This is a genomic window from Microterricola viridarii, assembly GCF_900104895.1.
Lineage (GTDB): Bacteria > Actinomycetota > Actinomycetes > Actinomycetales > Microbacteriaceae > Microterricola > Microterricola viridarii.
The window spans coordinates 2,625,686-2,648,845 of record NZ_LT629742.1 but is presented as its reverse complement, the minus strand read 5'-3'; the positions used below and the strand labels follow the sequence as shown (position 1 = coordinate 2,648,845).

The window sequence follows — 23,160 nt, the reverse complement described above, 5'->3', positions numbered from 1 at the left end:
GACCTCGCGAGTTCTGGTTGTCGGAGCGTACTCCGAGCATGCGTGGCCACGCCATGCCCCTGCCCTGAGCGGGCTGGGAGTCCGCTATGGACGGTGCCGGCCGGCATCCGCCAAACCCGCTCAGACACAAACGAGCGGGGGCTTCTGCACGGTGTCGAGGTTCAACACTGTGCAGAAGCCCCCGCTCGGAGGGGTCAGGCGCTCAGGAGGGCGCCGTGGTGCTTAGTAGCGCTCGCGCGGCTTGCGGTCGCCGTAGCCACCGCGATCGCCGCCGCGGTCGCGGTCACCGTAGCCACCGCGGTCGCGGTCGCCGTAGGAGCCACGGTCGTCACGGCGCGCAGGCGCACCGCTGTCCGGGCGCAGCTCGATGAGCTTGCCGCTGATGCGGGTGTTCTCGAGGCGCGCCAGCGTGTCCTGGCTGAGGTTTGCCGGCAGGTCGACGAGCGAGAAGTCGGGGCGGATCTGGATCGCACCGAAGTCGTCCCGGCTGAGGCCACCCTCGTTGGCGAGGGCGCCGACGATCTGGCGCGGCTCGACCTTGTGGCGCTTGCCGACGGCGATGCGGTACGTCGAGAGGCCCTCGTTGCTGCGCGGGCGGCGCTCCGGGCGCTCGGGGCGGTCACCGCGGTCGCGGCTGCCACCGCGGTCGTCACGCGAGTAGCGGTCGTCGCGGCTGCGCTCGTCGCGCGAGCCCCGGTCGAAGCGGTCCTCGCGGTCGAAACGCTGAGCACGCGCCTCCTCCGGCGAGAGCAGCAGCGGGGTGTCGCCCTGGGCGACGAGGGCGAGGGCCGCGGCCACATCGGCCTCCGGCACGTCGTGGTGCTTGATGTAGTGGTTGACGATGTCGCGGAACTCCGCGATGCGGTCGCCCTGGCTGAGCGCCTCGGTGATGGCGCTGTCGAAGCGGGCCAGGCGCGTCACGTTGACGTCGTCAACGCTCGGCAGCTGCATCTGGGTGATCTCCTGGCGCGTGGCCTTCTCGATCGAGGTGAGCATGCGGCGCTCGCGCGGGGTGACGAAGCTGATCGCCTGGCCGCTGCGGCCGGCGCGGCCGGTGCGGCCGATGCGGTGCACGTAGGACTCGGTGTCGATCGGCAGGTCGTAGTTGACGACGTGGCTGATGCGCTCGACGTCGAGGCCGCGCGCTGCGACATCCGTGGCCACCAGGATGTCGAGCTTGCCCGACTTCAGCTGGTTGACGGTGCGCTCGCGCTGCACCTGGGCGACGTCGCCGTTGATCGCGGCGGCGGAATAGCCGCGGGCGCGCAGCTTCTCGGCGAGCGTCTCTGTCTCGTTCTTGGTGCGGGTGAAGACGATCATGCCCTCGAAGTTCTCGACCTCGAGGATGCGGGTGAGCGCGTCGACCTTCTGCGGGTACGCGACCATCAGGTAGCGCTGCGTGATGTTCGCGGAGGTCGTGGTCTTGGTCTTGACCGTGATGACCTCGGGGTCCTTGAGGTACTTGCCCGAGATGCGGCGGATGCCGGCCGGCATGGTGGCCGAGAAGAGTGCGACCTGCTTCTCATCGGGGGTGTCGGCGAGAATCGTCTCGACGTCCTCGGCGAAGCCCATCTTGAGCATCTCGTCGGCCTCGTCGAGCACGAGGAACTTCAGCTCGGAGAGGTCGAGAGTGCCCTTGGAGAGGTGGTCCATGATGCGACCGGGCGTGCCGACGACGATGTGCACGCCGCGACGGAGGGCGGAGAGCTGGACGCCGTAGCCCTGGCCGCCGTAGATCGGAAGCACGTGAACACCCTTGAGGTGAGCGGCGTACTTCTCGAACGCCTCGCAGACCTGCAGGGCGAGCTCGCGGGTCGGGGCGAGCACGAGGGCCTGCGGGGTCTTCTGCGAGACGTCGAGGCGCGAGAGGATGGGCAGCGCGAACGCGGCGGTCTTGCCGGTGCCGGTCTGGGCGGTGCCGAGAACGTCGCGGCCTTCGAGAAGCGGCGGGATCGTGGCGGCCTGGATGGCGGACGGGGTCTCGTAGCCGACGTCTTTCAGGGCCTTGAGAACGAGGTCATCGAGCCCGAGCTCGGAAAAAGTAAGGGTGGGGGCGGCGGTTTCGGCCTCGCCGGGCAGAGTGGTGTCAGAAGACGTCATACCCTCAACGGTAGTCGCTCGGGCGCCACAGTTCGCACAATCATGCCCGAATCCACACTATCGGGGCAAATGCGCAGGAGCCGGGCATGCGTCGAGGGCGTGTCGCGGTGTCTGCGGCGCTCCCTAAACTGATCCCCATGACCCCAGATGAGCTGGCCACCCTCTGCCTCAGCCTGCCCCAGGCTATCGAGACGTACCCGTTCGGCGAGCAGACGACGGTGTTCAAGACAAGCGGCAACGGCAAGATCTTCGCGCTGGGCGTTCTGGATGCCGTGCCGCTCACCCTCTCGGTCAAGGTCGACCCGGAGGAGGGCCGGGCGCTCCGCGAGGAGTACCCGAGCCACATCACACCCGGCTATCACCTGAACAAGAAGCACTGGGTCACGCTCCTGCTCGACGGCACCCTCGACGACTCCCTCGTTGAGCAGCTGGTGCGCGACAGCCACGCGCTGGTGCGCCCCAGCGTGCCGCGGGCGCCGCGCGGCTAGGCGGCGCCCGCCCCGCGGCTACCCGAGATCGCCGAGCGAGCCATCCGCGCCGAGCTCCAGCACCCGGTCGAGGCCGAGGCGGGCCAGGAAGGCGTCGTCGTGGCTGACGATCAGCAGTGCACCGCGGTAGCTCCGCAGTGCCGCGACGAGCTGGTCGACGGACGGCAGGTCGAGGTTGTTCGTCGGCTCGTCCAGCACCAGCAGCTGCGCTGGCGGCTCGGCGAAGAGCAGGCGGGCCAGCGCCACGCGGAACCGCTCGCCTCCGGAGAGGGTGGCAACCGGACGGGTCACGCTGTCGCCGCGCAGCAGCAGGCGGGCCAGCCGGTTGCGGATCTCCCCGACCGGTGTGCGGGGTGCGGCCGCCCGCACGTTCTCGACGGCGCTGGCGTCGGGGTCGAGGCCGTCGAGTCGCTGGCTGAGGTAGCCGACCCGCTCGGTCAGCAGACGGCCGCCGGCACGTCCGGCATCCGCTGGCCTGCCGCCCAGCAGGGTCTCGAGCAGCGTGGACTTGCCGACGCCGTTCGCGCCGACGAGCGCCACCCGCTCCGGCCCGTGCAGGTAGATTGTGCTGCCGCTTGCTCCGTCCCGGAGCTCGGCGATGCCCTTGCCGGCCGGGACGCCGGGGTCAGGCAGCTCGAGGTGGATGCTCTCCTCGCTGCGGAGGCGGGTCGCGGCGGCATCCAGCGCGGTCTGCGCCTCGTGCACCCGGTCGTCGCCCCCGCTGCGCAGCTTGCCGGCTGACACCTGGGCGTTGGACGCCTTCTGGTGCATCACGATCTTGGCGGCGCTGCGGTTGTCGTAGCTCTTCTGAGCGATGTGTGCGCGCCGGGCCAGGGTGCCCTCCGCCTCGACGCGCTGCCGCTTCTCGGCCTTCAGTCGTTGCTCGGCCGAGCGCACCGACTGGGCGGCGGCGGCCTGGAGCACATCCTGGTTCTCGCGCCAGGCGCTGTACGGGCCGCCGAAGACGGTCAGCGCGCCGGCGTGCAGCTCGGCCGTCGTCTGCATCACCTCGAGCAGTGCGGTGTCGTGGCTGACCACGAGCAGCGTGCCCGGCCAGGAGGCCAGCAGGGTGCGCAGCCTCGCCCTGGCGTCGCGGTCGAGGTTGTTGCTCGGCTCATCGAGCAGGGTCACCGCGGCCTGCCGCAGGCGGAGGCCGGTGATCGCGACCAGAATCGCCTCGCCGCCGGACATCTCGGTGACGCTGCGCCCGAGATCGGCTGCGGAGAGCCCGATCGCCCGCAGGGCCTCGTCGGCGCGCGTCTCCAGATCCCAGTCGTCGCCGAGCACCTCGAAGTGCTCCTCGGCGACGTCACCGGATTCGATGGCACGGAGCGCCGCCAGCTTGTCGGCGACGCCGAGCAGCCCGGCCACCGTGACCCCGGCATCCAGTGCCAGGTTTTGCGGCAGGTAGCCGATGTCGGCGGGTGCGCCGATCTGGCCCGTGCTCGGGCTGAGCTGCCCGGCGATCAGGCGCAGCAGCGTGGACTTGCCCGCGCCGTTGCTGCCGACCAGTCCGGTGCGGCCGGTGCCGAAGCTGCCGCTCAGGGTGGAGAGGGCGAGGGTGCCATCCGGCCAGCTGAACGACACGTTGTTCAGGGTGACGGATGACGGGGTGCCAGATGAGAGGTGGTTCGTAGACATACAGACTCCAGAGTGTTCAGCGGACGCGCTGAAACCGGAGCCGAGGACGGCGAATCGACGATTGTCAGCGCGCGGGGTGCGGCGCGAAACCCTCGAATGTCCTCATGTCCCTACCCTTCCATCGGCAACAAGACCTCCCCAGTCTGCCAAAGGACGGGGACGAGTGCAAACGGCGCGCGCCGGTATCGGCTCAGCCTGTGTGCGTACACAGGGTTGGCAAAACGCCCGATGATAGGGTCGAAATGTTGGGCCGCACATACCTCGCGGTCATCCCATACGGCAATGGTGTTGCACACATTCTGCGACTGGCCACTGGTGACCAACAACTCACGGGGAGCAGGCCGTCCGGCCTGCCCAATTTCTGCCCGTGACAGCTCGAATTGGCAAGGACAGGCGAAGGCCGCCAGGCCGGAGAGGAACATTTGCAGAAGCGCATCGCAATTATCGGAGCAGGCCCCAGCGGCATGGCCCAGCTGAGGGCTTTCGAATCAGCACGGGAGCAGGGACGGGAGATCCCCGAGATCGTCTGCTTCGAGAAGCAGAGCGACTGGGGTGGCCAGTGGAACTTCAACTGGCGCACCGGCATCGACGCCCACGGTGAGCCCGTGCACTCCAGCATGTACCGCAACCTCTGGTCGAACGGGCCGAAGGAGGCCCTCGAGTTCGCCGAGTACACCTTCGACGAGCACTTCGGCCGCCCGATCAGCTCCTACCCGCCGCGCGCCGTGCTCTGGGACTACATCAACGGCCGCGCAGAGAAGAGCGATGTGAAGAAGCACGTTCGCTTCTCCACCGCCGTGCGCTGGGTGCAGTACAACGCCGAGACGGAGACGTTCACCGTCACCGTCGAGGATCTGGTCACCCGCACCACCGAGAGCAGCGAGTTCGACAACGTCATCGTCGGCTCCGGCCACTTCTCCTTCCCCAACGTTCCAGACTTCGCCGGCATCGAGACGTTCCCCGGCACGCTCCGCCACGCACACGACTTCCGTGGGGCAGAGAGCCTCGCCGACAAGGACGTGCTGCTGATCGGCGCCAGCTACTCCGCCGAGGACATCGGCGTGCAGGCATACAAGATGGGCGCCCGCTCGGTGACGCTGAGCTACCGCTCGCGCCCGATGGGCTTCGACTGGCCAGAGGACATCACCGAGGTGCCGCTGCTCGAGCGCTTCGACGGCTCGGTGGCCCACTTCGTCGACGGAACCTCGAAGCGCTTCGATGCCGTCATCCTGTGTACCGGGTACCTGCACCACTACCCCTACCTGCCCAGCGATCTCTCGCTCGACTCCCCGAACAACGTGTACCCGGACACGCTCTACCGCGGCGTGGTCAGTGAGGCCAACAACAAGCTGTTCTACCTGGGCGCCCAGGACCAGTGGTTCACCTTCAACATGTTCGACGCGCAGGCGTGGTACGTGCGTGACGTGATCCTCGGCGATGCAACGCTGCCGGATGCCGCGGCACAGCGCGCCGACATCGACCGCTGGCTCGCCCGCTTCCACGCGCTCGAGAGCGCTGCGGCAGAGGTGCGGTTCCAGGCCGATTACATTCGTGACCTGATCGAGCAGAGCGACTACCCGATGTTCGACCTCGACGAGGTCGTGCGCATCTTCCTGGAATGGAAGAAGGACAAGCAGGAGAACATCCTCACGTACAGGGATGCCGTCTACCCGTCCGTGATGACCGGCACCATGGGCGCTGTGCACCACACGCCGTGGCTGCAGGAACTCGACGACAGCGCCGACCGATACCTGGCTCACCCGAAGACCGATGTCATCAAGGTGATCGTCGACGGGCGCAACCTGCCCTCGAACGTGTAGAGACAGCTCGTCTGAATGGCGGGGTCCCGGCTGAGCCGGGCCCCGCCATTCGTGTCTGTGGATAACTTTGACGGGGCCGGGCCGCTTTGCCCTACGGTGTTCGCATGCGAACCGGGAGTGCGCCCCTGCCACTGCTCCTTGCCGCGTGCGCGCTCGCCGCGGTGGCTCTCGCCGGGTGTGCCGCCGGCCCGTCACCTTCCCCCGAACCTGCTCCAACGCCGATCGTGACGACGGATGGCGCTGCGCCCCTCTTCGCCACGGACGAGGAGGCGCTCGCCGCAGCGGAGGAGGCGTATGCGGCTTACATTGCTGCGAGTGACGCAGTCCTAACGAGCGGTGGAGTCGACGCCGCGGCACTAGATGATGTTGCGATTGGGAACGCGCTTGCTTTCGAATTAGCGGGTGCCGCAGATTTCGTGGCAAATGGATTGCATTCGAGTGGCACTACGTCTTTCAGAATTCACCGGCTGCAGTCTGTTCGGAGTAGCAACGAATGGGCCGTTGAGGTGCGGGCCTACGTATGTGACGACCTATCGACGGTTGATTTGCTGGACCAAGCTGGGGAATCCAAGGCGCTGCCCGACCGGCCAGTTCATATTCCGTATCTGATTGCTGTTGTCGGTAGTTCCCCAACCGCATTGAAAGTTGCGGAGAAAGAGCTGTGGGTAGACGGGAACTTTTGCTGATGCGATGGCATCTCGCGATTTGCACGTCCACTGTTGCGATTTGCATTCTGGCGCTCGCCACACCGAGCACTGCTAACGCTGAAAGTCCTTGCACACTGCTGGAGATTAGGCAGGGCACATGTGAGATTGACATTGACGCCAGCCTCACGCCGGGCGGCGTAGACCTCATCGGTGGGGGCGAGAGCGTCTCCGGCGGGGGAGCCGGTGGCGGGAGCGACGGCGGCGGTGTCGCCGAACCGCCGCAGCCGCCGCAGCCGCCCCAGCCGCCCGCGCTGGGCTCGGACGAGACTCCGAACAACGACAACGGTCTGCCGCCGGGGTGCACCGGCGCCCCGGACGTCTGCGACCCGGAGCTCGTGATCACCTGGAGCGACATCGCCTCGTTCCGAGCCTCGGCGCCCCAGCTGGCAATGGAACCGGATGGCTGGGCGGTGCGGGGGCTTCCGACGAACTTTGTCGCGACGGCATCCGTCGAGGTCATCGCCGGGAGCCTGTTGGGGTTCCCCGCCGAGGTGCGCTTCACACCGGTTGGCTTCGCCTGGGACTACGGCGACGGTGCAACCGGGTTCAGCGCCAGCGGTGGAAGCAGCTGGGGCGGCGCCGCGTTCAGCGAGACCGCCACGAGCCACATCTACACGACCCGAGGAGACTTCTCGGCAAGCGTGGCGGTCGAGCTCTCGGCCGAGTATCGGTTCGGTGGGGGAGACTGGCGTCCCATCTCCGGCACCATCCGCCTCGCGGCCTCCGCCACGCCGGTCGCGGTGAAGTCGGCCACGACGGTGCTCGTCGCCGGCAGCTGCGTCGCGCGTCCATCGGATCCGGGCTGCTGACCGGCAGGGCGGCGTCCGTGCCACGAGCCTTCCGCACGGAGCCGCCGCCGGGCAGAATGCCTGCATGGCTTCCGTTGTGCAGATCGTCCGCGGTGTCGTCGCACCGCTCACCCACACGCGGCTGTTTCGGTGGGCGGCGCCCACGGTGCTGCCCGTGTTGGAGCGGCTCGTCACCCGGCTGAGCGGCGGGCGAGTGCAGCTGAGCGGCCTACTCGTGCCGTCACTCGTGCTGCACACCGTCGGCGCGAAGTCCGGCGCGCCACGCGACACCGAGCTGATGTACACACCAGACGGTCGGGGGAGCGCGCTCGTCGCGGGCACGAGCTTCGCCCGCGACAAGCATCCCGCGTGGAGCTACAACCTGCTCGCGCACCCGGATGCCGCCATCACGGTGCGCGGGCGCCGGATGCCCGTGCGCGCCGAACTCCTCCGCGGGGAGGAGCGCGAGGCCGCGTGGCGGCTGATCGAGGCCCAGTGGCCGGGCTACCGCGGCTACGAGCGTGAGTCGGGGCGGGCGGTGCGGCTGTTCCGGCTGCGGCTGCAGCCAGCCGGCATCCACCCGCCCGCTGCTACGGGCGGGGCTGCCCGCTGATCGTCTCCGTGAGCCCCACGGCGATTCGCTCGGCCAGGTACTCCGCCCAGAGCGCGTAGCCCGTGGCCGATGGATGGAAGCGATCCTCGGCGAAGAAGTCCGCGCCGAGCTCCAGCTCCCGTTCGCTGAAGGGGATGAAGAGCACACCCAGCTCAGCGCAGACCAGGGCGGAACGGGCGTCGATGCGCTGTGCCCGGCGTGCGAGGTACGGGCGGAGCGGGCTGCGCAGGGCGGGGAACCGCGAGAACGGTGGAACGCCGGTGAGCAGGACGAGCGTCGCAGGGCCCGCGCCCGCGTGCCGCAGGCCGCTGACCAGGGTGCGCAGCTGCTCCTCCCATTCGGCGGTGCTGCGCCCGCCGATCACATCGTTGGCCCCGGCGGCGATCACGGCGACGTCGGCGGCGAACGCGTCAGGGTCGGAGCCGTCCACCGCGGGCAGCAGGCGGTGGCGGATGCGACGGATGGTCGCGCCATTCTGCCCGACAACCTGCCAGTGCACGCCCCGCCCCGTGCGGCTGGCCAGCGCATCGGCGAGGCGTCCGCTGAGCGCCAGGTCCTGTGTCGGCGCACCAACGCCCGCCGCGGTCGATTCGCCGATCACCCGGAGGCGGAGCGGGGGGAGCGTCGGGCCCGCGGCGGCTGCCACGACACCCTGCTGGGGCCCGGCGGCATCCGGCAGCCTCGGCATCGTGCGGATGAGCGTCCAGCCCTGCGCGGCGGCCGGAACCAGCTGAATGACGTCGAGCACGCGGTGCCGGAGACGGTGCGGGCTCATCGGGCGCCCGCCGGCTGCGGATGGGCAGTATGGGCGTGTACCGATCGGTCGCACCTCAAGGTTTCATCAATTCCGCGCGCGGCGCCCCGCGAGGCGATGATGCGGGGTGCTGGTGGGCGGCCCGTCGATTCGATTTCGGTTCGGAGTCGGGTGGCCGCGGCCGGCCGCGGCATGGCCGCGAGACGCGGGGGAGAGGCGTGTGCAGTCAAAGTGCCGGTCACGGGCGCTTTTTCGGTTCGTGCGCTGGCGTTCGCGCGCGCGGCGAGGCGGGTCATCTGGCCAGAATAGCGCTCGGGCAGGGCGCACGGAGGCGGGGCCGCGCGGGGCTTCGAAGGCGCGAAAATCCCCGAAAATCATTCGGAGGACATTCCCAGATGATGAGGATGACTCGTGCAGGGTGCGTGTGCATACTGACAACTTCGCCCGGGGCCCTGCCTGGGACGTCGATCAAGAGCCGCTCTATGCACGATCGCGAGTGGTTTGCCCTGTGAAAGACATGCTGAACTCAAACTCATCAACGAATAGCCCAGACCAGCCCGCGCTCGATGCCGGGGTCACCCGCTCCCAGCTTCGGAATCGTCGCCGGGGCCGCAAGAAGCTCCTCCTCCTCGCGGGAGCAGTCGTCGCCGTCGGCGCCATGGCCGGCACAGGCTTCGTGGTGCAGACGTCGGTCGTCGCGCAGAACGAGCGCGACGCCGCCTCGGCCACGATGACCGCCGCGACCGGATTCGCCGCCGACCAGCTGGCCGCGTACTCCACGGTTGCCAACGCGAACGCCGCGAGCACCGCGACCGCCACGATCGATGAGGCCAACCTCGTGATCGCCGCCGCCGCAGGCAAGACGGATGCCGGCGACCTCGCCTCCTCCGTTGCCGCCCTCTCCAACTTTGAGCTGCTGACTCCCAGCCGCGTCTTCAAACTCGTGGACACCACCAAGGGCAAGAGCGCCGGCGTCCAGGCGGCGACCGCCGAGGTCGACCGCGTCGCTGCAGAGCAGCAGGCTGCCGCAGAGGCTGCTGCCGCTGCCGCTGCCGCCGCAGCACAGGCGCAGGCCGACGCCGAGGCCGCCGCGCAGGAGTCCAGCTCGTCGAACTCGGGCGGCTCCCGGCCCTCCGCGCCGTCCGACCCGAGCGGCGCCCAGGCGATCGCGCGTGACCTGATGGCCTCCCAGTACGGCTGGGGCGAGGATCAGTTCGGCTGCCTCGTCGCCCTCTGGAACAAGGAGTCCGGCTGGAACATCAACGCCTACAACGCCTCGAGCGGTGCCGCCGGCATTCCGCAGGCGCTCCCCGGCAGCAAGATGGCGTCCGCCGGCGCTGACTGGCAGACCAACCCGGCGACCCAGATCACCTGGGGCCTCGGCTACATCTCTGGTCGCTACGGCACCCCGTGCGGCGCCTGGGACACCTCCGAGTCGCAGGGCTGGTACTAAGCGGCATCCGCCCACCCGGCATACGCCGCCCCGCATGGCTCGCAGAATCTTCTGCGCGGCCGAGCGGGGCGGCGTAGCCTGTTTAACGGTCCTGTGACCGTTCCGGCGGGGCTGTCAGCGCCAGCCCTGCACGCAGGGCCATCACACCGAGGTGAAGAGCTATGAACTCGATCAAACCGTGCCTGTGGTTCGACAGCCAGGCCGAGGACGCCGCCAACTTCTACGTCGCGCTCTTCGCAAATGCGCGCATTCTGACTGTGTCGCGCTACGGCGAGGGCGGCCCGATGCCGGCGGGCACGGCACTCGCCGTCGAGTTCGAGCTCGACGGCCTGTCTGTGCAGGCGATCAACGGTGCGCCGGCGCCCGGGTTCAGCGAGGCCATCTCGCTCTCGGTGAGCGCCCCGACGCAAGCAGACATCGACCGCCTGTGGGACGCGCTCACCGCCGACGGCGGAGCGCCGGGCCGGTGCGGCTGGCTCACCGACAAGTTCGGCGTGTCCTGGCAGATTGTGCCGCCGCGCCTGGGTGAACTGCTCTCCGACCCGGACCCGGCCAAGGCCGGGCGCGCGATGCAGGCGATGCTCACCATGACGAAGCTCGACATCGCCGTCTTGGAAGCCGCCTACAACGGCGAATAATCGGCCGCCGGCAGGGTGAATCCGCGTACGCTGTCGATGTGAGCATCCGAGACATACCCCTGACCACCCTCGACGGCCGCACCACGACCCTGGCTGAGTACGGCGACGGCGCCGTGCTCCTGGTGAACGTGGCGTCTAAGTGCGGCTTCACCCCGCAGTACGCCCAGCTGGAGGCGTTGCACGAGAAGTACGGTGAGCAGGGCCTCACCGTCATCGGCCTGCCCTGCAATCAGTTCGCCGGGCAGGAGCCGGGCAACGCCGAGAAGATCCAAGACTTCTGCCAGCTGAACTACGGCGTCAGCTTCCCGCTGATGGAGAAGATCAAGGTGAACGGCCGAAACGCGCACCCGCTCTATGCCGAGTTGCACGATGTGCCGGATGCCGCGGGCAAGTCTGGCCGCGTGAAGTGGAACTTCGAAAAGTTCGTGATCGGCGCCGACGGCACGATCTCGCGCTTCCGCTCGGCGGTCAAGCCCGACGACCCCGCCGTGATCGCCGCCATCGAGGCGGGCCTGTCTGCCCGTCGTGTCGCCGAGCCGACCGAGGCTCCGCCCGCCGCCTGAGGCTGTCGAGACCCCCGTTGGCTCGAGGGAGCCTGCGATCGAAGCCAACACGCACAAAAACACAGGACCACAGCGGGGCCGGGCGCAGATGCGCCGCGGCGAGGCTGTGGTCCTGTGTTTGGTGAGCTCTAGGCGCCGAGCGGGGCGCGCAGCGGCCAGTCGCCGTCGAGGATGAACTGGGCGGCGGTATTCGTCGCGGCGTTCACGACGATCGGGGCCAGCAGGTTGACGGTGGTGCCGGATTCCGCGGCGTTGGCCACGACGTAGACCTGAGCGTCGGCGCCGGAGCGGAGGCCGAGCGACTCGCCCTGCTGCGTGCTCAGGCTCGGCGCATAGTCGGGCAGGTAGATCGCGGCATCGACGACGAAGACACGCCGTGCCGCGTCGTCTGCAGCAGTCAGCGTGTACAGGCCGACGGAATCGGGAACCGGCGCGAACTCGAACTGCAGGCTCGGCTCGAAACCGGGAGGCGAGGCGACGAAGCTCAGCGCGCTCATCGGAGGAAGTCCATCAGCGTCGGCTGCAGCACGCGGGCCGTGACGCCCAGCGCGGCCTGATAGGTGATCTCCTGGGCTTTGAGGTCGAGGATGATGCGGCTGATCTCGATGTCCTCAACTCCGGCTCGTTGCGCCTCGAAGTTGACGGTTTTGTCCATGACTGCCTCCTCGGCGCGCATGATGACTGCGTGGCGGCTACCGACCGCTGAGTGTTCGGTTCGGATGGCGGTCATGCTCTGATCGATGTCGGCCAGGCGGGACCCGATGTTGGTGCCGCCGCGGAGATCGGCTGCGATGCCCTCGATGAGGGCGAACACCGAGGTGGCGCCCTCGCCGAAGACGGCCAGGCCGTCGCTGTCGACGCGGACCGTCGAGTCGGGTCCGATGCGCCGGTCGACCGTGCTGCCCGGGGTTCCGGTGAAGCTGAAGTCGGGGTTGAACGCGGCGCCAGCGCTGGAGCTGCCGGCGAAGACGCTGCGCCCGAGATACTGCGTGTTGGCCAGGCCGAGCAGCTGGTCCTTGAGGCCGACCAGCTCGACGGCGATGGCCTCCTTGGCGGTGGGGGAGAGCGAGCCGTCGTTGGCGCCCTGCACCGTCAAGTCGCGCACGCGCTTCATCAGGTCGTTCACCTCGGTGAGCGTCGAGTCGAGGGTGGTGACCCAGCCCAGGCCGTTGTCGATGTTGCGGCTGTGCTGGTCGTTGGCCCGCTGTTGTGCCCGGATCCGAAGCGCATCGGCTGCGCCGCTCGGGTCTTCCGATGCCCGCGAGAAGGCCTTGCGCGTCATCGCCTGGTCTTGCAGCTTGGCCAGCTGTGCCGCGCTCGACTGCAGGTTGCGCTGAGCCGCGAGCATCGACGTCTGTTGAGTCACTCGAGTGATCATGCGTTATCTCCCCACGAGTCCGGTGCGGTTGATCAGCACGTCGAGCATCTCGTCGACGGCCGTCATGACGCGCGCGGCGCCCTGGTAGGCGTGCTGGTACATGAGCAGGCTCACGTTCTCCTCGTCGATGTCGACGGATGCGTTCGCCAGCTGCATCCCGACGGCCGACGTGGTGGCCAGAGCGGCAAGGTCGGCCTGACGGATCTCTGAACGGGTCGCGATGCCGAGCTCCACGACGAAGCTCGACCAGACGGAGTCCGGCGAGCCGGCCCCCGTGCCGAGCTGCGAGATGGCATCGGCGATGCTGCCGTCCAGCGCGCCCTGGCCGTCTCCAGCGGTGGCAATACCGGCCGCGCTGGTCGGCACGACCGTGAGGCCCTGGGCGGCCGGCTTGCCGGCGGTGAAGGCGAAGAACTCGAGGTTGGTGCTGCCGCCGGCGCTGAAGCCGGTGCGGTGCACGGTGTTCACTGCATCCGCCAGCTTCTGGGCGAAGTTGTTCAGCGACTCAGCGGCCTTGGCGATGCCGCCGCCGGCTGCGGCTGGAGCCAGGGTCGAGACGGCCCCGGCCAACTCGCCTCCATCGAGGGAGATTGCCGAGCCGGGGCGGTGCGCCCACTCCAGCGTGACGGGGGAGGTGTCGGAGCCCGCCATGGTGTTCGAGCCGATGACGTTGACGGTGCGCGCCGTGGTGCCCGTGACGAGGGCGTTGCCCCCGATGTACACGTCGATGGTGCCGTCGCCGGCATCCCGGATCGTGCCTCCTGCGATGGCGGCGATCGTCGTGGCGAGGAGGCTGCGCTGGTCGAGGAGCTCGTTCACCGAGCCGCCGGCTGCCGTCGCCTGACGGATCCGTCCGTTCAGGTCGGCGAGCTGCGCCGCGGCGCCATTCAGTTCGGCGGTGAGGTCGCGCACCTCGCCGCGCACCTGGGACCACTGGTTGTCGAACTCGGTGTAGGTCGAGGAGATCTGCTGGGCCAGCACCTGCGACTGCTGCAGCAGCAGACCGGACTGCGTGGCTTCGCCAGGGCTGTTGGACAGCTCCTGCCAGGAGGCCCAGAAGCTCTGCAGCTGCGTCGAGATGCCGTTGGCGCCCGGCTCGTGCAGGGCGGATTCGAGGTCGGAGAACACGCCGGCGCGCACCGCGCTGAAGCCGGAGACAGCCGCGGAGGCGCGCACCCGCGCGTCGAGGTGCATGTCGCCCAGGCGGGCGATGCCGTCGATGTTGACGCCGCCGCCCGGGCGGACGCCGACCGAGAACTTGCCGGCCATCGATGGCCCGCCGATGGCGGAGGTGTTCAGCCGCTGCCTGGTGTAGCCCTCGGTGCGGGAGTTGGCGATGTTCTGCCCGGCGACGTCGATGCCCGCCTTGGCCGCGGAGAGCCCGCGGTAGGCGGTGTTCAGTCCGCTGAATGTGCTCACGTGCGTTGGCTCACAATTTCTCGTCGAAGAGCATGGATGACGACTGGGCGTGCTGTGCGGCGCCGCTCGCGTCGTAGGTACCAGAGACCGCTTCCACCCCGGCGAGAGTCTCCTGCACGCTGCGCACGGCGGTGCGCAGGAACTGCTCGTTCACGTCGCGCACGTCGCGGATCTGCGCGGTGAGCTCGGTCATCGCGGTGAGGTGGGCGGTGAAGATGTCCTGCCAGGGGCCGACCGGTGCCGCCGCGATGACCTCGCGGAGCGTGGCGTCCTCCGGGCACGACCACTCGGTCGCGACCGCGGTGACCTCGACGGAACGGCCGAGGGCGACCTCGCGCAGGCGAACCATGACCTGCTCGATCTCGCGACTGGCATGACCCACCCAACGGGACTTGCCGGCCGTGAGCAGCAGCTGCTCCTCCTCGAGCTTGAACAAGAGAAGCTCGAGCAACTCCCGCTCGCGCCAGAGCACCGCAGAGAGTTCGTTGACGCCCACTGGCTCGCCTTTCTGTCGGGTGCTGTCGGAAACAGGGGGACCTTGTCCGGTCTCAACCCACTCTCGGCAGCCGTCGCATTCATGTTAGTGAAGGCCCCTGAAACGGCCGGTATGTCCCCCAGCCCCGAACGAGGGTGGTCCTTTTGGAGGACACCCACATTGGGGGACAGTCCTACCGTGTGTCGCGTCGCTCACATCGTTAACGTTGAAAGCACCCGAGGAACTGACCCGAATACCCGAGTCAATCGTCCGAACCGGTACGTGAACCCTGCACGCTGCCACAACTGCAGGAATTGATATTTGTGAATCGTGCGGAACGCAATGAGCTCGTCGTGGCCAACCTGCCGCTTGTCGGCTATCTGGTCGCCGACGTCTGTGCCAGGGCCACTCACCTCTCTCGGGATGATCTCGCAGCAGCCGGCGCCTTGGCGCTGGTGCACTGCGCCGACAATTTCGATATCGATCGCGGCATACCCTTCGGTGCCTATGCCCGCACCCGCATCCTCGGCGCCTTCGCCGACGAGATGCGCTCCAGCGACTGGGCGACGCGCTCTGCCCGCAAGCGGATCACCGAGACCGTCTCCGCTCGCGAGGCCCTGACCGCCACGCTCGGCCGCGTTCCGAGCGTCGACGAGCTGGCCGCCGCCCTCGGCGTGGACAGGGAGACGGCGTCCGCCGCCCTCTCCGATGCCGCGCGCACCGTCACGACGATCGACGACAGCACGGCGGAGTACCTCGTCTCCGAGATGACCTCGCCGGAGGAGTCGTTGCTGCTCGACGAGCGCCAGCGCTACGTGACCGCCGCCGTCGACGCCCTGCCGGAGCGCATGGCGATGATCGTGCGCGCCATCTACTTCGACGACCGCTCCGTCAAAGAGGTCGCGGAAGAACTCGGCATCTCGCACTCCGCCGTCTCGCAGCAGCGCTCGGAGGGCCTCCGGCTCATCCGCGACGGCCTCGGCTCGCGCTACGCCGACGAAGCAGACGTGCAGAGCCTGCCCGACCCCAAGGTCACTGCAACGCGTCGCGTCGCCTACCTCTCCCGCTTCGAAGAACACCTCGGCCAGGGCGCGAGCGTCGCCAACGTCTCGCTGATCAGCAACGTCGGATAGCCGGCGCGTCGAAGTTTTCCCCAGACCCACTAACGGATGCCGCCGAGCAGCCGATTGTGCAAAGTACTGGCCCACGGATGGGCCGGTGAACCAGAACCCACATCACGGAGGATTTCACCATGGGTATGCAGATCAACACCAACATTGCGGCGAACAACTCGTACCGCAACCTGTCCATCACGCAGAACGACCTGTCGAAGTCGCTGGAGAAGCTCTCCAGTGGTCTGCGTATCAACCGTGCGGCCGACGATGCAGCTGGCCTCGCGATCTCCGAGGGCCTGCGTTCGCAGGTCGGTGGCCTCACGGTCGCCGCCCGCAACGCGCAGGACGGCATCAGCGTCATCCAGACCGCTGAAGGTGGACTGACCGAGGTGCACGCCATCCTGCAGCGCGTGCGTGACCTCGCCGTTCAGGCCGGCAACGACTCGAACAACGCCAAGTCGCGTACGGCCATCCAGACCGAGGTCACTGCCTTGACTGATGAGCTGACCCGCGTCTCCGCCAGCGCCAACTTCAACGGCATCAAGCTGCTGGACGGTTCCGGCACCGCGATGACCTTCCAGGTCGGCGCCGGTGGCGTTGCAGCTGAGGACCAGATCGTTGTGAACCTCGCCACTGCGAACGTCGCAACGGTTGCCACGGCTGTCGGTGCGCTCACCTTCGACACGGCCGCGAACGCTGCCGCCGCGGTGACCGCACTCGACACGCAGATCACCAACATCAGCGAGGCTCGTGCCGGTCTCGGTGCCGTGCAGAACCGCTTCGAGTCGACCATCAAGAGCCTCAACGTGTCGAAGGAGAACCTCTCGGCTGCCGAGTCGCGCATCCGCGACACCGACATGGCGTCCGAGATGGTCAAGTACACCCGCTCGAACGTCCTCTCGCAGGCCGGTACCGCCATGCTCGCGCAGGCGAACCAGTCCAACCAGGGCGTTCTGCAGCTCCTCCGCTAGCCAGGCGCGGCAACACGCCGCATCTGAACAGCAGCAGAGCATCACTACACAACGACGGCCGGTGCCGGGCGCGACATTCCTGTCACGATCCCAGCACCGGCCCTCGTGCAGTCCCCACCCGCGTGGCCGGCGCCGCGCACCAGTTGAAACGCGAAGGCAGAACTCATGGGAATCTCGCTCGACGGCCTGGTCAGTGGGCTCAACACTGCAGAGCTCATCAAGTCACTCATGGCCGTTGAGGCAATTCCGCAGAACATCCTGCAGAACAAGTACACCAGCACCCAGAACTACCTGAAGGCGCTGCAGAGCCTCAACACCTCCGTTGCCGCCCTCGCCGAACTGGGCAAGAAGGGCATGAAGCCCGACGCCCTCGAGCTCTACACCGCAAAGAGCTCCCACGAGTCCGCCACGGTCACCGTCGGCACGGGTGCCGGTGCGACTCAGCTCGACGTCACCGTCGAGAAGCTGGCAACGGCGCAGCAACTTGTCACGGCGCCGATGACCGCCTGGCCGAGCGACCCGCCCGTCCTCACGATCAAGGCCGCCGACGGCTCGTTGAAGGAGATCACGGCTGACTCCTCGTCGTTCGAGGACATCGTCAGCGCCATCAACGCCGCGGATGCCGGTGTGCAGGCAACTCGCATCGCCGCCGGCGTCGACGCCGGCACGGGGGAGACCACCTACCGGCTACAGCTGACCGCCAAGGAGTCCGGGGCGGCCGGTGGCTTCACAATCTTCAACGGCAGCGGAGCCGTACCCGGCTCGGAGCTCGCCGCCACCACAATCCGAAGCGGCGAAGATGCCTCCGTCACCCTCTGGAAGGGCACGCCCGCCGAACAGGTTGTGACTTCCAGCAGCAACACCTTCACCGACCTGATGCCCGGCGTCAGCCTCTCCGTGACCGCGATCAGCACGGCGCCGATCACGATCACCGTCGCGCGCGACGACGCAGCCATCGGCAAGGTCGCCGAGAGCCTGATCGACAAGCTCAACGAGGCTCTCGAGTTCATTGGCTCCAAGCGCACGCTGACCACCACGACCGGTTCAGACGGCAAGCCCGTGGTGACGGGCGGCGTGTTCAGCTCCGACAGCACCGTTCGCGATGTCGAACAGCGCCTTCTCAACGCGGCGTCCGCCCCCATCGATGGTCGCTCGCCCTCGGAGTTCGGCATCAGCATCACCAAGGGTGGTCGGATGGAGTTCGACGCGGAGAAGTTCGCAAAGTCGATGGCGGCAGACCCCGGTGCGACGCAGAGGGCACTCACCGTCATCACCACGCGCCTCGAAGAGGCCGCCCGCATCTCCTCGGACAAGTACGACGGCCAGCTCACCAACAAGATCACCGGCCAAACGTCCCTCTCCAAAGACATCACCGAGCAGATCGCGAACTGGGACCGCCGACTCGAATTGCGCGAGGCCACCCTCAAGCGCACCTACTCGGCGCTCGAGGTGCAGCTCAGCAAGCTGAACGCGCAGTCCTCCTGGATCGGATCGCAGTTGGCCGGCCTGAACTCCGGGAACTCGCAGTGAAGCTGATCGTCCACCCAGAACCGAACGAGCCACCCGCCTCCGGCGCGCACGAGGCACAGTCGTTGCCGACACCGGCAGCAGCACCGCTCACGTCGCTCGCCGGCGTTTCCCCGTTCCCCTCTGTGCAGCGCCCCGTCGCCGACCGCGGAGCGGCCGACCGCGCGGCCCAGCTCGGCCGCGACGCGGTGCTGTCCGCGACACCGGTGCGGCTGCTCACCATGCTCTACGACCGTCTGCTGCTCGACCTGAGCCGGGCCGAGCAGGCTCAGCTGGCCGAGAACTGGCCGGCCGCCAGCGAGCAGCTGCAGCACGCGCAGGCCATCCTGACCGAGCTGAGCGGCTCGCTCAAGCTCGACGTCTGGGACGGCGCCGACGGCCTGCTCGCGCTCTACACCTACGTGACGAACGCCCTCGTGATGGCCAACATCCACCGCGATGTGGCGCGCACGCGCGAGTCCATCGTTCTCCTCGAACCGCTCCGGCAGACCTGGCACGACGCCGCGGCCATCCTGCCGGCTGCGCCAGCCACGCTCGGTGCGGGGGCGCTCGGCATTGCCTGAAGCTGAAAGCCTGTCCGCGCGCAGTTCGGACGACGCGGAAGAACTCTGGCTGCGTGTGCTCACCGAGCTGGAAGCCGAGCTCGAGGCGCCGGTCGACCTCGACGACGACTCCCATGCCGAGCTCGGCATGTGGAGCTCGCCCACCCAGCTTCCCGTGCTGCCCGCCTCACTGCGCGACCGCGCGGACGCACTGCATCGCCGTCAACGCGAGCGCGAGAGCGAGTTGGTCGCCGAGCGCACCCAGGTGCTGCGCCACCTCGAGGCTTTGCGTGCCGTGCCGCGCCCGCGCGCAGCCGCATCCGTCTACCTCGACGTCTCGGGCTGAGCCCAACATTCCTTCGCGCACTAACGGATGTCGGCATCCGGTCGATAACTATTACTGAGCACGGATCGCTCACCTCTCTCGGCCACGGATCGGCCACTTGTCAGCCTCATTGCCGTCATGAAGGACGAATGTGTTCGATTCCGTGAGCTTCTCCGCGCTCTCCAGTGCGCTGGACGGCCTGTCCGCGCGCCAGCGCGCGATCGCCGACAACATCGCCAACGTCAACACCGCCGGCTATCACGCCAAGCGGGTCGCCTTCGAGGGCGCACTCGCCAGCTCGATCGCACGCGGTGACGGGCACGCGGATGCCACGACGGAGCGCTCGCTCGAGCCGACCAAGCTCAACGGCAACAACGTGAACCTCGACACCGAGACGCTCTCCAACATCGACACCGTGCTGCGATTCCAGTTCGCCTCGCGTGCCATCGAGGGCCAATTCACGAGCGTCCGCAGCGCCATGAGAAGCAACTGATCGGGGAACAGACCATGACTTTTGACGCCATCGGAATCGCCGGATCGGCCATGAACGTGCACCGCAAGTGGCTCGACGCGATCTCAGACAACATCGCCAACATCAACACCGTCACCGGCACCGACGGTGCCGCGTTCCAGGAGCGCTACGTGCTCGCCCAGCAGGGTGAGCAGGGCGGCGTCTTCGTCGCGGGCACGGCGCTCGGCGACGCGGAGGGCCGGATGGTGCACGAACCGGAGCACCCCCTGGCCGACGCAAACGGCTACGTGCGCTACCCGGAGATCGACCTCGGCGCCCAGATGGGGCAGCTGATCATGGCGCAGCGCGGCTACCAGGCCAACGCCGCTGTCGTCGACAGAGCCAAGGAGAGCTACCAGGCCGCCCTCCAGATCGGACGTGGCTAATGCCCATCGGAGCTATTGACGCCATCGGCGCCGGAGCAGTGCAGGGCGTGCGCCCGAGCGGCTACCTGGACCAGGCCGCCGCACCGGCAGGGACCGGGGGAGCCGGCTTCGCCACCGCGCTGAGCGGAGCCGTCGAGAACATGCAGCAGTTGCAGACCAACTCCAGTGAGCTGGCGCTGCGCGCCGTCACCGGCGACTTGACCGACATCCACGCCGCCACGATCGCCTCGACCAGGGCCCAGGTGACCGTCGAGCTCGTCGCCGCCGTGCGCAACAAGGGCGTCGACGCCTTCAACGAGATCATGAGGATGCAGGCCTGATGCCCCGTCAGGTCACTTCCGCACTGGCACGCTTCACGGCGGGGCTGCGCGAGTTCACCGTCGCCCAGCGCACCATCGCGCTGCTGGCGGTCGCCGTGCTGGTGCTCGGCGTCGCCGGCCTCGGCATCTGGCTCAGCCGCCCCTCCTACGCGCCGCTGTTCACCGGGCTGCAGGCCGCCGACGCCAACGCGGTCGTCGAGCAGCTGCAGTCCGACGCCATCCCGTACCAGCTCAGCGACGGCGGCTCGAGCATCCTCGTGCCGCAGGACGACGTCTACGCGCAGCGCCTCAAGGCCGCAGCGGCCGGGCTGCCGAGCGCGAGCAACGGCGGCTACTCCCTGCTCGACAAGATGGGCGTCACCACCTCGGAGTTCCAGCAGTCCGTCACCTACAAGCGGGCGCTCGAGGGCGAGCTCGCCTCGACGATTAGCGCGCTGAGCGGCGTGAAGACGGCATCCGTGCGCCTCGCCATCCCGCAGGAGACGGTCTTCGCCGCCGAGAAGCAGGCACCGACGGCATCCGTGTTCATCGAGACCACCCGCGGCGTCACCCTGGGCGCCGACCAGGTGCAGGCGATCGTGCACCTCACCTCCGCCTCCATCGAGGGCATGACGTCGACGGATGTCGCAGTCATCGACTCGTCCGGCACCGTGCTCTCGGCTGTCGGCGGCAGCCCGACCGGCGGCGCGGGCAAGCTCGCCAGCGACTACGAGACCCGGGTGCGCGACTCCGTGCAGGCCATGCTCGACAAGGTCGTCGGCCCCGGCAACGCCACCGTCGTGGTTGCCGCCGACGTCAGCACCGAGTCGGCGGAGCGCACGGCCGAGACCTTCACCGCGCCGGAGGCCATCGCCTCGCTGAACGAGTCCAGGGCGACCGAGTCGTACACGGGCACGGGCGGCACCGGAGCCGGCGTGCTCGGCCCGGACAACATCGCGGTGCCGGGCGGCACCGGCGACGGCACGTTCAACTCCGAGTCGGTCACCCGCAACAACGCGATCGACAAGGTCACCGAGACCCGCACCATCCCCGCCGGCACGCTGAGCCGGCAGTCCGTCTCCGTCGCGGTGAGCGACGCGAGCACCGTGAACATCCGCAACCTCCGCGCGCTCGTCTCCGCGGCGGCCGGCATCGACGTCGACCGCGGCGACACCGTCACCGTCGAGGCGATGACCTTCGACGCCAGCGGCGCCGCAGCCGCCCAACAGGCGCTCAACGACGCCAAGGAGGTCGCGGCAGGCGAACAGCTCACGTCGCTGGTGCGCACCGGAATCATCGCCCTCGCCGCGCTGCTCCTGGTCGTGCTGGCCGCGGTTCTGGTGAGCCGCTCGCGGCGCGCCCGCCGCGAGGCCGTCGACGAGGCAGAGCTCGAGGCAGCACGGGAGGCACTGGAGGCCGCGCAGCAGCAGCAGCCGCTGATCCTGTCTGCCCAGACCACGCCCATGGAGCTCGAGACGGAAGTTCTGCCGGTCATGCCGATCACACCGGATGCCGACCGCACCCGCTCGGAGATCGAGATGCTCGCCGAGCGCGACCCCCAGAAGACCGCCGAGTACCTGCGGGCGCTCATGGATGACAGGCAGAGTGTATGAGCGGCTCAAAGGGCGCGACGCTGAGCGGCGCCCAGAAGGCCGCCGTCGTGCTGATGAACATGGATCCGCAGCGCGCGGCCGCCGTGATGAAGCAGTTCGACGAGCACGAGGCCGAGGAGATCGCCGGCGAGATCATCCGCCTGCGCCGCGTTGACGCCACCCTCGCCGAGGCGACCCTCGCCGAGTTCCACACCCTGGCCACCCGCGGTGCCCGGCAGACCCGGGGCGGGCGCGACTTCGCCGTCGGCCTGCTCGAGGCCTCCTTCGGGGCCGAGAAGGCGGCCGGCGTGATGAGCCGCGTGGCCTCCACCATGGCCGGTCGGGCCTTCGAGTTCCTGGATGCCGCGGAGGCCAGCCACGTGCAAGCCCTGCTCGCCGACGAACTGCCGCAGACCGCAGCCCTCGTGCTCGCGCACCTGCGGCCGGAGCACGCCTCTGCCGTGCTCGCCGGGTTCGAGGAGACGGCCCGCACCGACGTGGCGCAGGCCATCGCGACGATGGGCTCGGCCACCCCGGAGGCCGTGCGGATCCTCGCCGACACCCTCAAGCTGCGCACCGGCGCCGTCGTGTCCTCCCGCGACAGCTTCGACGTCGTCGGCGGCGTGCAGCCCCTCGTCGAGATCATCAACCGCGCCGATCTCGCCACCGAGCGCGCGGTGCTCGAGGGGCTCGAGCTCCGCGACCCGATCCTGGCCGAGGAGCTGCGCTCGCGCATGCTCACATTCGAGGACATCGTGCGCCTGGAGCGGCGCGACGTGCAGCACCTGCTGCGCGGCATCGACGTCCGCGTGCTCGCGGTCGCCATGAAGGGCGCCTCGGAGCCCGTCTCCGAGATGATCCACAACAACATGTCCGAGCGCAACCGCGACATCCTCGACGACGAGATCGCCTCGACGGGGCCGCTGCGCCTCTCGCAGGTCGAGGAGGCCCGCGCCGAGGTGGTGCGCGCCATCCGCACCCTCGAAGCGGAGGGCCAGATCACCGTGACCCGTGGAGACGAAGATGCGTTCGTCGATTGACGCGGAATTTGCGGC

At 68.5% G+C, this 23,160-nt stretch carries 24 protein-coding genes; 17 read left to right on the top strand and 7 right to left on the bottom strand.

The window, feature by feature from the left end:
• Positions 1-222: 222 nt before the first annotated feature.
• A complete protein-coding gene (locus BLT62_RS12180; RefSeq protein ID WP_083364303.1) occupies positions 223-2,100 on the bottom strand; it encodes a DEAD/DEAH box helicase in 1,878 nt (625 codons plus the stop codon).
• A 137-nt stretch (positions 2,101-2,237) separates the two neighbouring features.
• On the opposite strand from BLT62_RS12180, the gene BLT62_RS12175 reads away from it, so the two are divergent.
• Positions 2,238-2,588 (top strand): MmcQ/YjbR family DNA-binding protein, encoded by a 351-nt coding sequence (locus tag BLT62_RS12175; RefSeq protein ID WP_083364302.1) that lies wholly within the window; start codon positions 2,238-2,240, stop codon positions 2,586-2,588.
• A gap of 18 nt (positions 2,589-2,606) precedes the next feature.
• Here BLT62_RS12175 and BLT62_RS12170 read toward each other — a convergent pair whose 3' ends face one another.
• Positions 2,607-4,229, bottom strand: coding sequence for an ABC-F family ATP-binding cassette domain-containing protein (locus BLT62_RS12170; protein ID WP_083364301.1), 1,623 nt, complete (start codon positions 4,227-4,229; stop codon positions 2,607-2,609).
• A 422-nt stretch (positions 4,230-4,651) separates the two neighbouring features.
• On the opposite strand from BLT62_RS12170, the gene BLT62_RS12165 reads away from it, so the two are divergent.
• From BLT62_RS12165 to BLT62_RS12155, 3 genes are all read left to right on the top strand, one after another.
• A complete protein-coding gene (locus BLT62_RS12165; protein ID WP_083364300.1) occupies positions 4,652-6,049 on the top strand; it encodes an NAD(P)-binding domain-containing protein in 1,398 nt (465 codons plus the stop codon).
• A gap of 1,042 nt (positions 6,050-7,091) precedes the next feature.
• Positions 7,092-7,565 carry a hypothetical protein gene (locus tag BLT62_RS12160; protein WP_083364299.1) on the top strand — a complete coding sequence of 158 codons (474 nt, stop codon included), beginning with the start codon at positions 7,092-7,094 and terminating at the stop codon, positions 7,563-7,565.
• Positions 7,566-7,629: 64 nt separating this feature from the next.
• Entirely contained in the window at positions 7,630-8,157 is a 528-nt protein-coding gene (locus tag BLT62_RS12155) for a nitroreductase family deazaflavin-dependent oxidoreductase (protein WP_083364298.1), read from the top strand.
• Here BLT62_RS12155 and BLT62_RS12150 read toward each other — a convergent pair.
• A complete protein-coding gene (locus tag BLT62_RS12150) occupies positions 8,135-8,932 on the bottom strand; it encodes an SGNH/GDSL hydrolase family protein (RefSeq protein ID WP_083364297.1) in 798 nt (265 codons plus the stop codon). The two genes, BLT62_RS12155 and BLT62_RS12150, sit on opposite strands and share 23 nt — an antisense overlap.
• A 496-nt stretch (positions 8,933-9,428) precedes the next feature.
• Between BLT62_RS12150 and BLT62_RS12145 the strand changes: the two genes are divergently transcribed.
• The 3 genes from BLT62_RS12145 (at position 9,429) to BLT62_RS12135 (ending at position 11,565) form a co-directional block, all read left to right on the top strand.
• Positions 9,429-10,364, top strand: a complete 936-nt coding sequence (locus tag BLT62_RS12145; protein ID WP_197675133.1) for an aggregation-promoting factor C-terminal-like domain-containing protein — start codon at positions 9,429-9,431, stop codon at positions 10,362-10,364.
• Positions 10,365-10,525: 161 nt separating this feature from the next.
• On the top strand, positions 10,526-11,002 hold the full coding sequence (locus BLT62_RS12140; RefSeq protein WP_083364296.1) for a VOC family protein: 477 nt from the start codon (positions 10,526-10,528) through the stop codon (positions 11,000-11,002).
• A gap of 38 nt (positions 11,003-11,040) precedes the next feature.
• Positions 11,041-11,565 (top strand): glutathione peroxidase, encoded by a 525-nt coding sequence (locus BLT62_RS12135; protein ID WP_083364295.1) that lies wholly within the window; start codon positions 11,041-11,043, stop codon positions 11,563-11,565.
• Between the two features lie 128 nt (positions 11,566-11,693).
• On the opposite strand, the gene fliW is transcribed toward BLT62_RS12135, so the two are convergent.
• The 4 genes from fliW to flgN are packed head-to-tail and all read right to left on the bottom strand — an operon-like array spanning position 11,694 to position 14,858.
• Complete coding sequence (gene fliW, locus BLT62_RS12130; protein ID WP_083364294.1) at positions 11,694-12,062, bottom strand: flagellar assembly protein FliW; 369 nt, start codon at positions 12,060-12,062, stop codon at positions 11,694-11,696.
• Positions 12,059-12,931 (bottom strand): flagellin N-terminal helical domain-containing protein, encoded by an 873-nt coding sequence (locus BLT62_RS12125; RefSeq protein WP_231919145.1) that lies wholly within the window; start codon positions 12,929-12,931, stop codon positions 12,059-12,061. The genes fliW and BLT62_RS12125 overlap by 4 nt, the downstream gene beginning before the upstream one ends.
• Before the next feature lie 15 nt (positions 12,932-12,946).
• Complete coding sequence (gene flgK, locus BLT62_RS12120) at positions 12,947-14,362, bottom strand: flagellar hook-associated protein FlgK (protein ID WP_083364292.1); 1,416 nt, start codon at positions 14,360-14,362, stop codon at positions 12,947-12,949.
• A 10-nt stretch (positions 14,363-14,372) separates the two neighbouring features.
• Positions 14,373-14,858, bottom strand: a complete 486-nt coding sequence (flgN, locus tag BLT62_RS12115) for a flagellar export chaperone FlgN (protein WP_083364291.1) — start codon at positions 14,856-14,858, stop codon at positions 14,373-14,375.
• A 302-nt stretch (positions 14,859-15,160) separates the two neighbouring features.
• Here flgN and BLT62_RS12110 point away from each other — a divergent pair, with 302 nt between their 5' ends.
• The 10 genes from BLT62_RS12110 to fliG all read left to right on the top strand — a co-directional run bounded on the left by BLT62_RS12110 (position 15,161) and on the right by fliG (position 23,145).
• A complete protein-coding gene (locus BLT62_RS12110) occupies positions 15,161-15,970 on the top strand; it encodes a sigma-70 family RNA polymerase sigma factor (RefSeq protein ID WP_083364290.1) in 810 nt (269 codons plus the stop codon).
• A gap of 119 nt (positions 15,971-16,089) precedes the next feature.
• Positions 16,090-16,923 carry a flagellin N-terminal helical domain-containing protein gene (locus BLT62_RS12105; RefSeq protein WP_083364289.1) on the top strand — a complete coding sequence of 278 codons (834 nt, stop codon included), beginning with the start codon at positions 16,090-16,092 and terminating at the stop codon, positions 16,921-16,923.
• 165 nt (positions 16,924-17,088) lie between these two features.
• On the top strand, positions 17,089-18,453 hold the full coding sequence (gene fliD, locus BLT62_RS12100) for a flagellar filament capping protein FliD (protein WP_083364288.1): 1,365 nt from the start codon (positions 17,089-17,091) through the stop codon (positions 18,451-18,453).
• Positions 18,450-19,013, top strand: a complete 564-nt coding sequence (gene fliS, locus BLT62_RS12095) for a flagellar export chaperone FliS (RefSeq protein ID WP_331710498.1) — start codon at positions 18,450-18,452, stop codon at positions 19,011-19,013. The genes fliD and fliS overlap by 4 nt, the downstream gene beginning before the upstream one ends.
• Positions 19,006-19,338 carry a hypothetical protein gene (locus BLT62_RS12090; protein ID WP_156786336.1) on the top strand — a complete coding sequence of 111 codons (333 nt, stop codon included), beginning with the start codon at positions 19,006-19,008 and terminating at the stop codon, positions 19,336-19,338. The genes fliS and BLT62_RS12090 overlap by 8 nt, the downstream gene beginning before the upstream one ends.
• 130 nt (positions 19,339-19,468) lie before the next feature.
• A complete protein-coding gene (locus BLT62_RS12085) occupies positions 19,469-19,810 on the top strand; it encodes a flagellar basal body rod protein FlgB (RefSeq protein WP_083364286.1) in 342 nt (113 codons plus the stop codon).
• 14 nt (positions 19,811-19,824) lie between these two features.
• Complete coding sequence (locus BLT62_RS12080; protein ID WP_083364285.1) at positions 19,825-20,214, top strand: flagellar basal body rod protein FlgC; 390 nt, start codon at positions 19,825-19,827, stop codon at positions 20,212-20,214.
• Complete coding sequence (gene fliE, locus BLT62_RS12075; protein ID WP_083364284.1) at positions 20,214-20,534, top strand: flagellar hook-basal body complex protein FliE; 321 nt, start codon at positions 20,214-20,216, stop codon at positions 20,532-20,534. Before BLT62_RS12080 ends, fliE begins: the two co-directional genes overlap by 1 nt.
• Positions 20,534-22,126 (top strand): flagellar basal-body MS-ring/collar protein FliF, encoded by a 1,593-nt coding sequence (gene fliF, locus BLT62_RS12070; protein WP_083364283.1) that lies wholly within the window; start codon positions 20,534-20,536, stop codon positions 22,124-22,126. The genes fliE and fliF overlap by 1 nt, the downstream gene beginning before the upstream one ends.
• Complete coding sequence (gene fliG, locus BLT62_RS12065; protein WP_083364282.1) at positions 22,123-23,145, top strand: flagellar motor switch protein FliG; 1,023 nt, start codon at positions 22,123-22,125, stop codon at positions 23,143-23,145. The genes fliF and fliG overlap by 4 nt, the downstream gene beginning before the upstream one ends.
• The last annotated feature ends 15 nt before the right edge of the window (positions 23,146-23,160 follow it).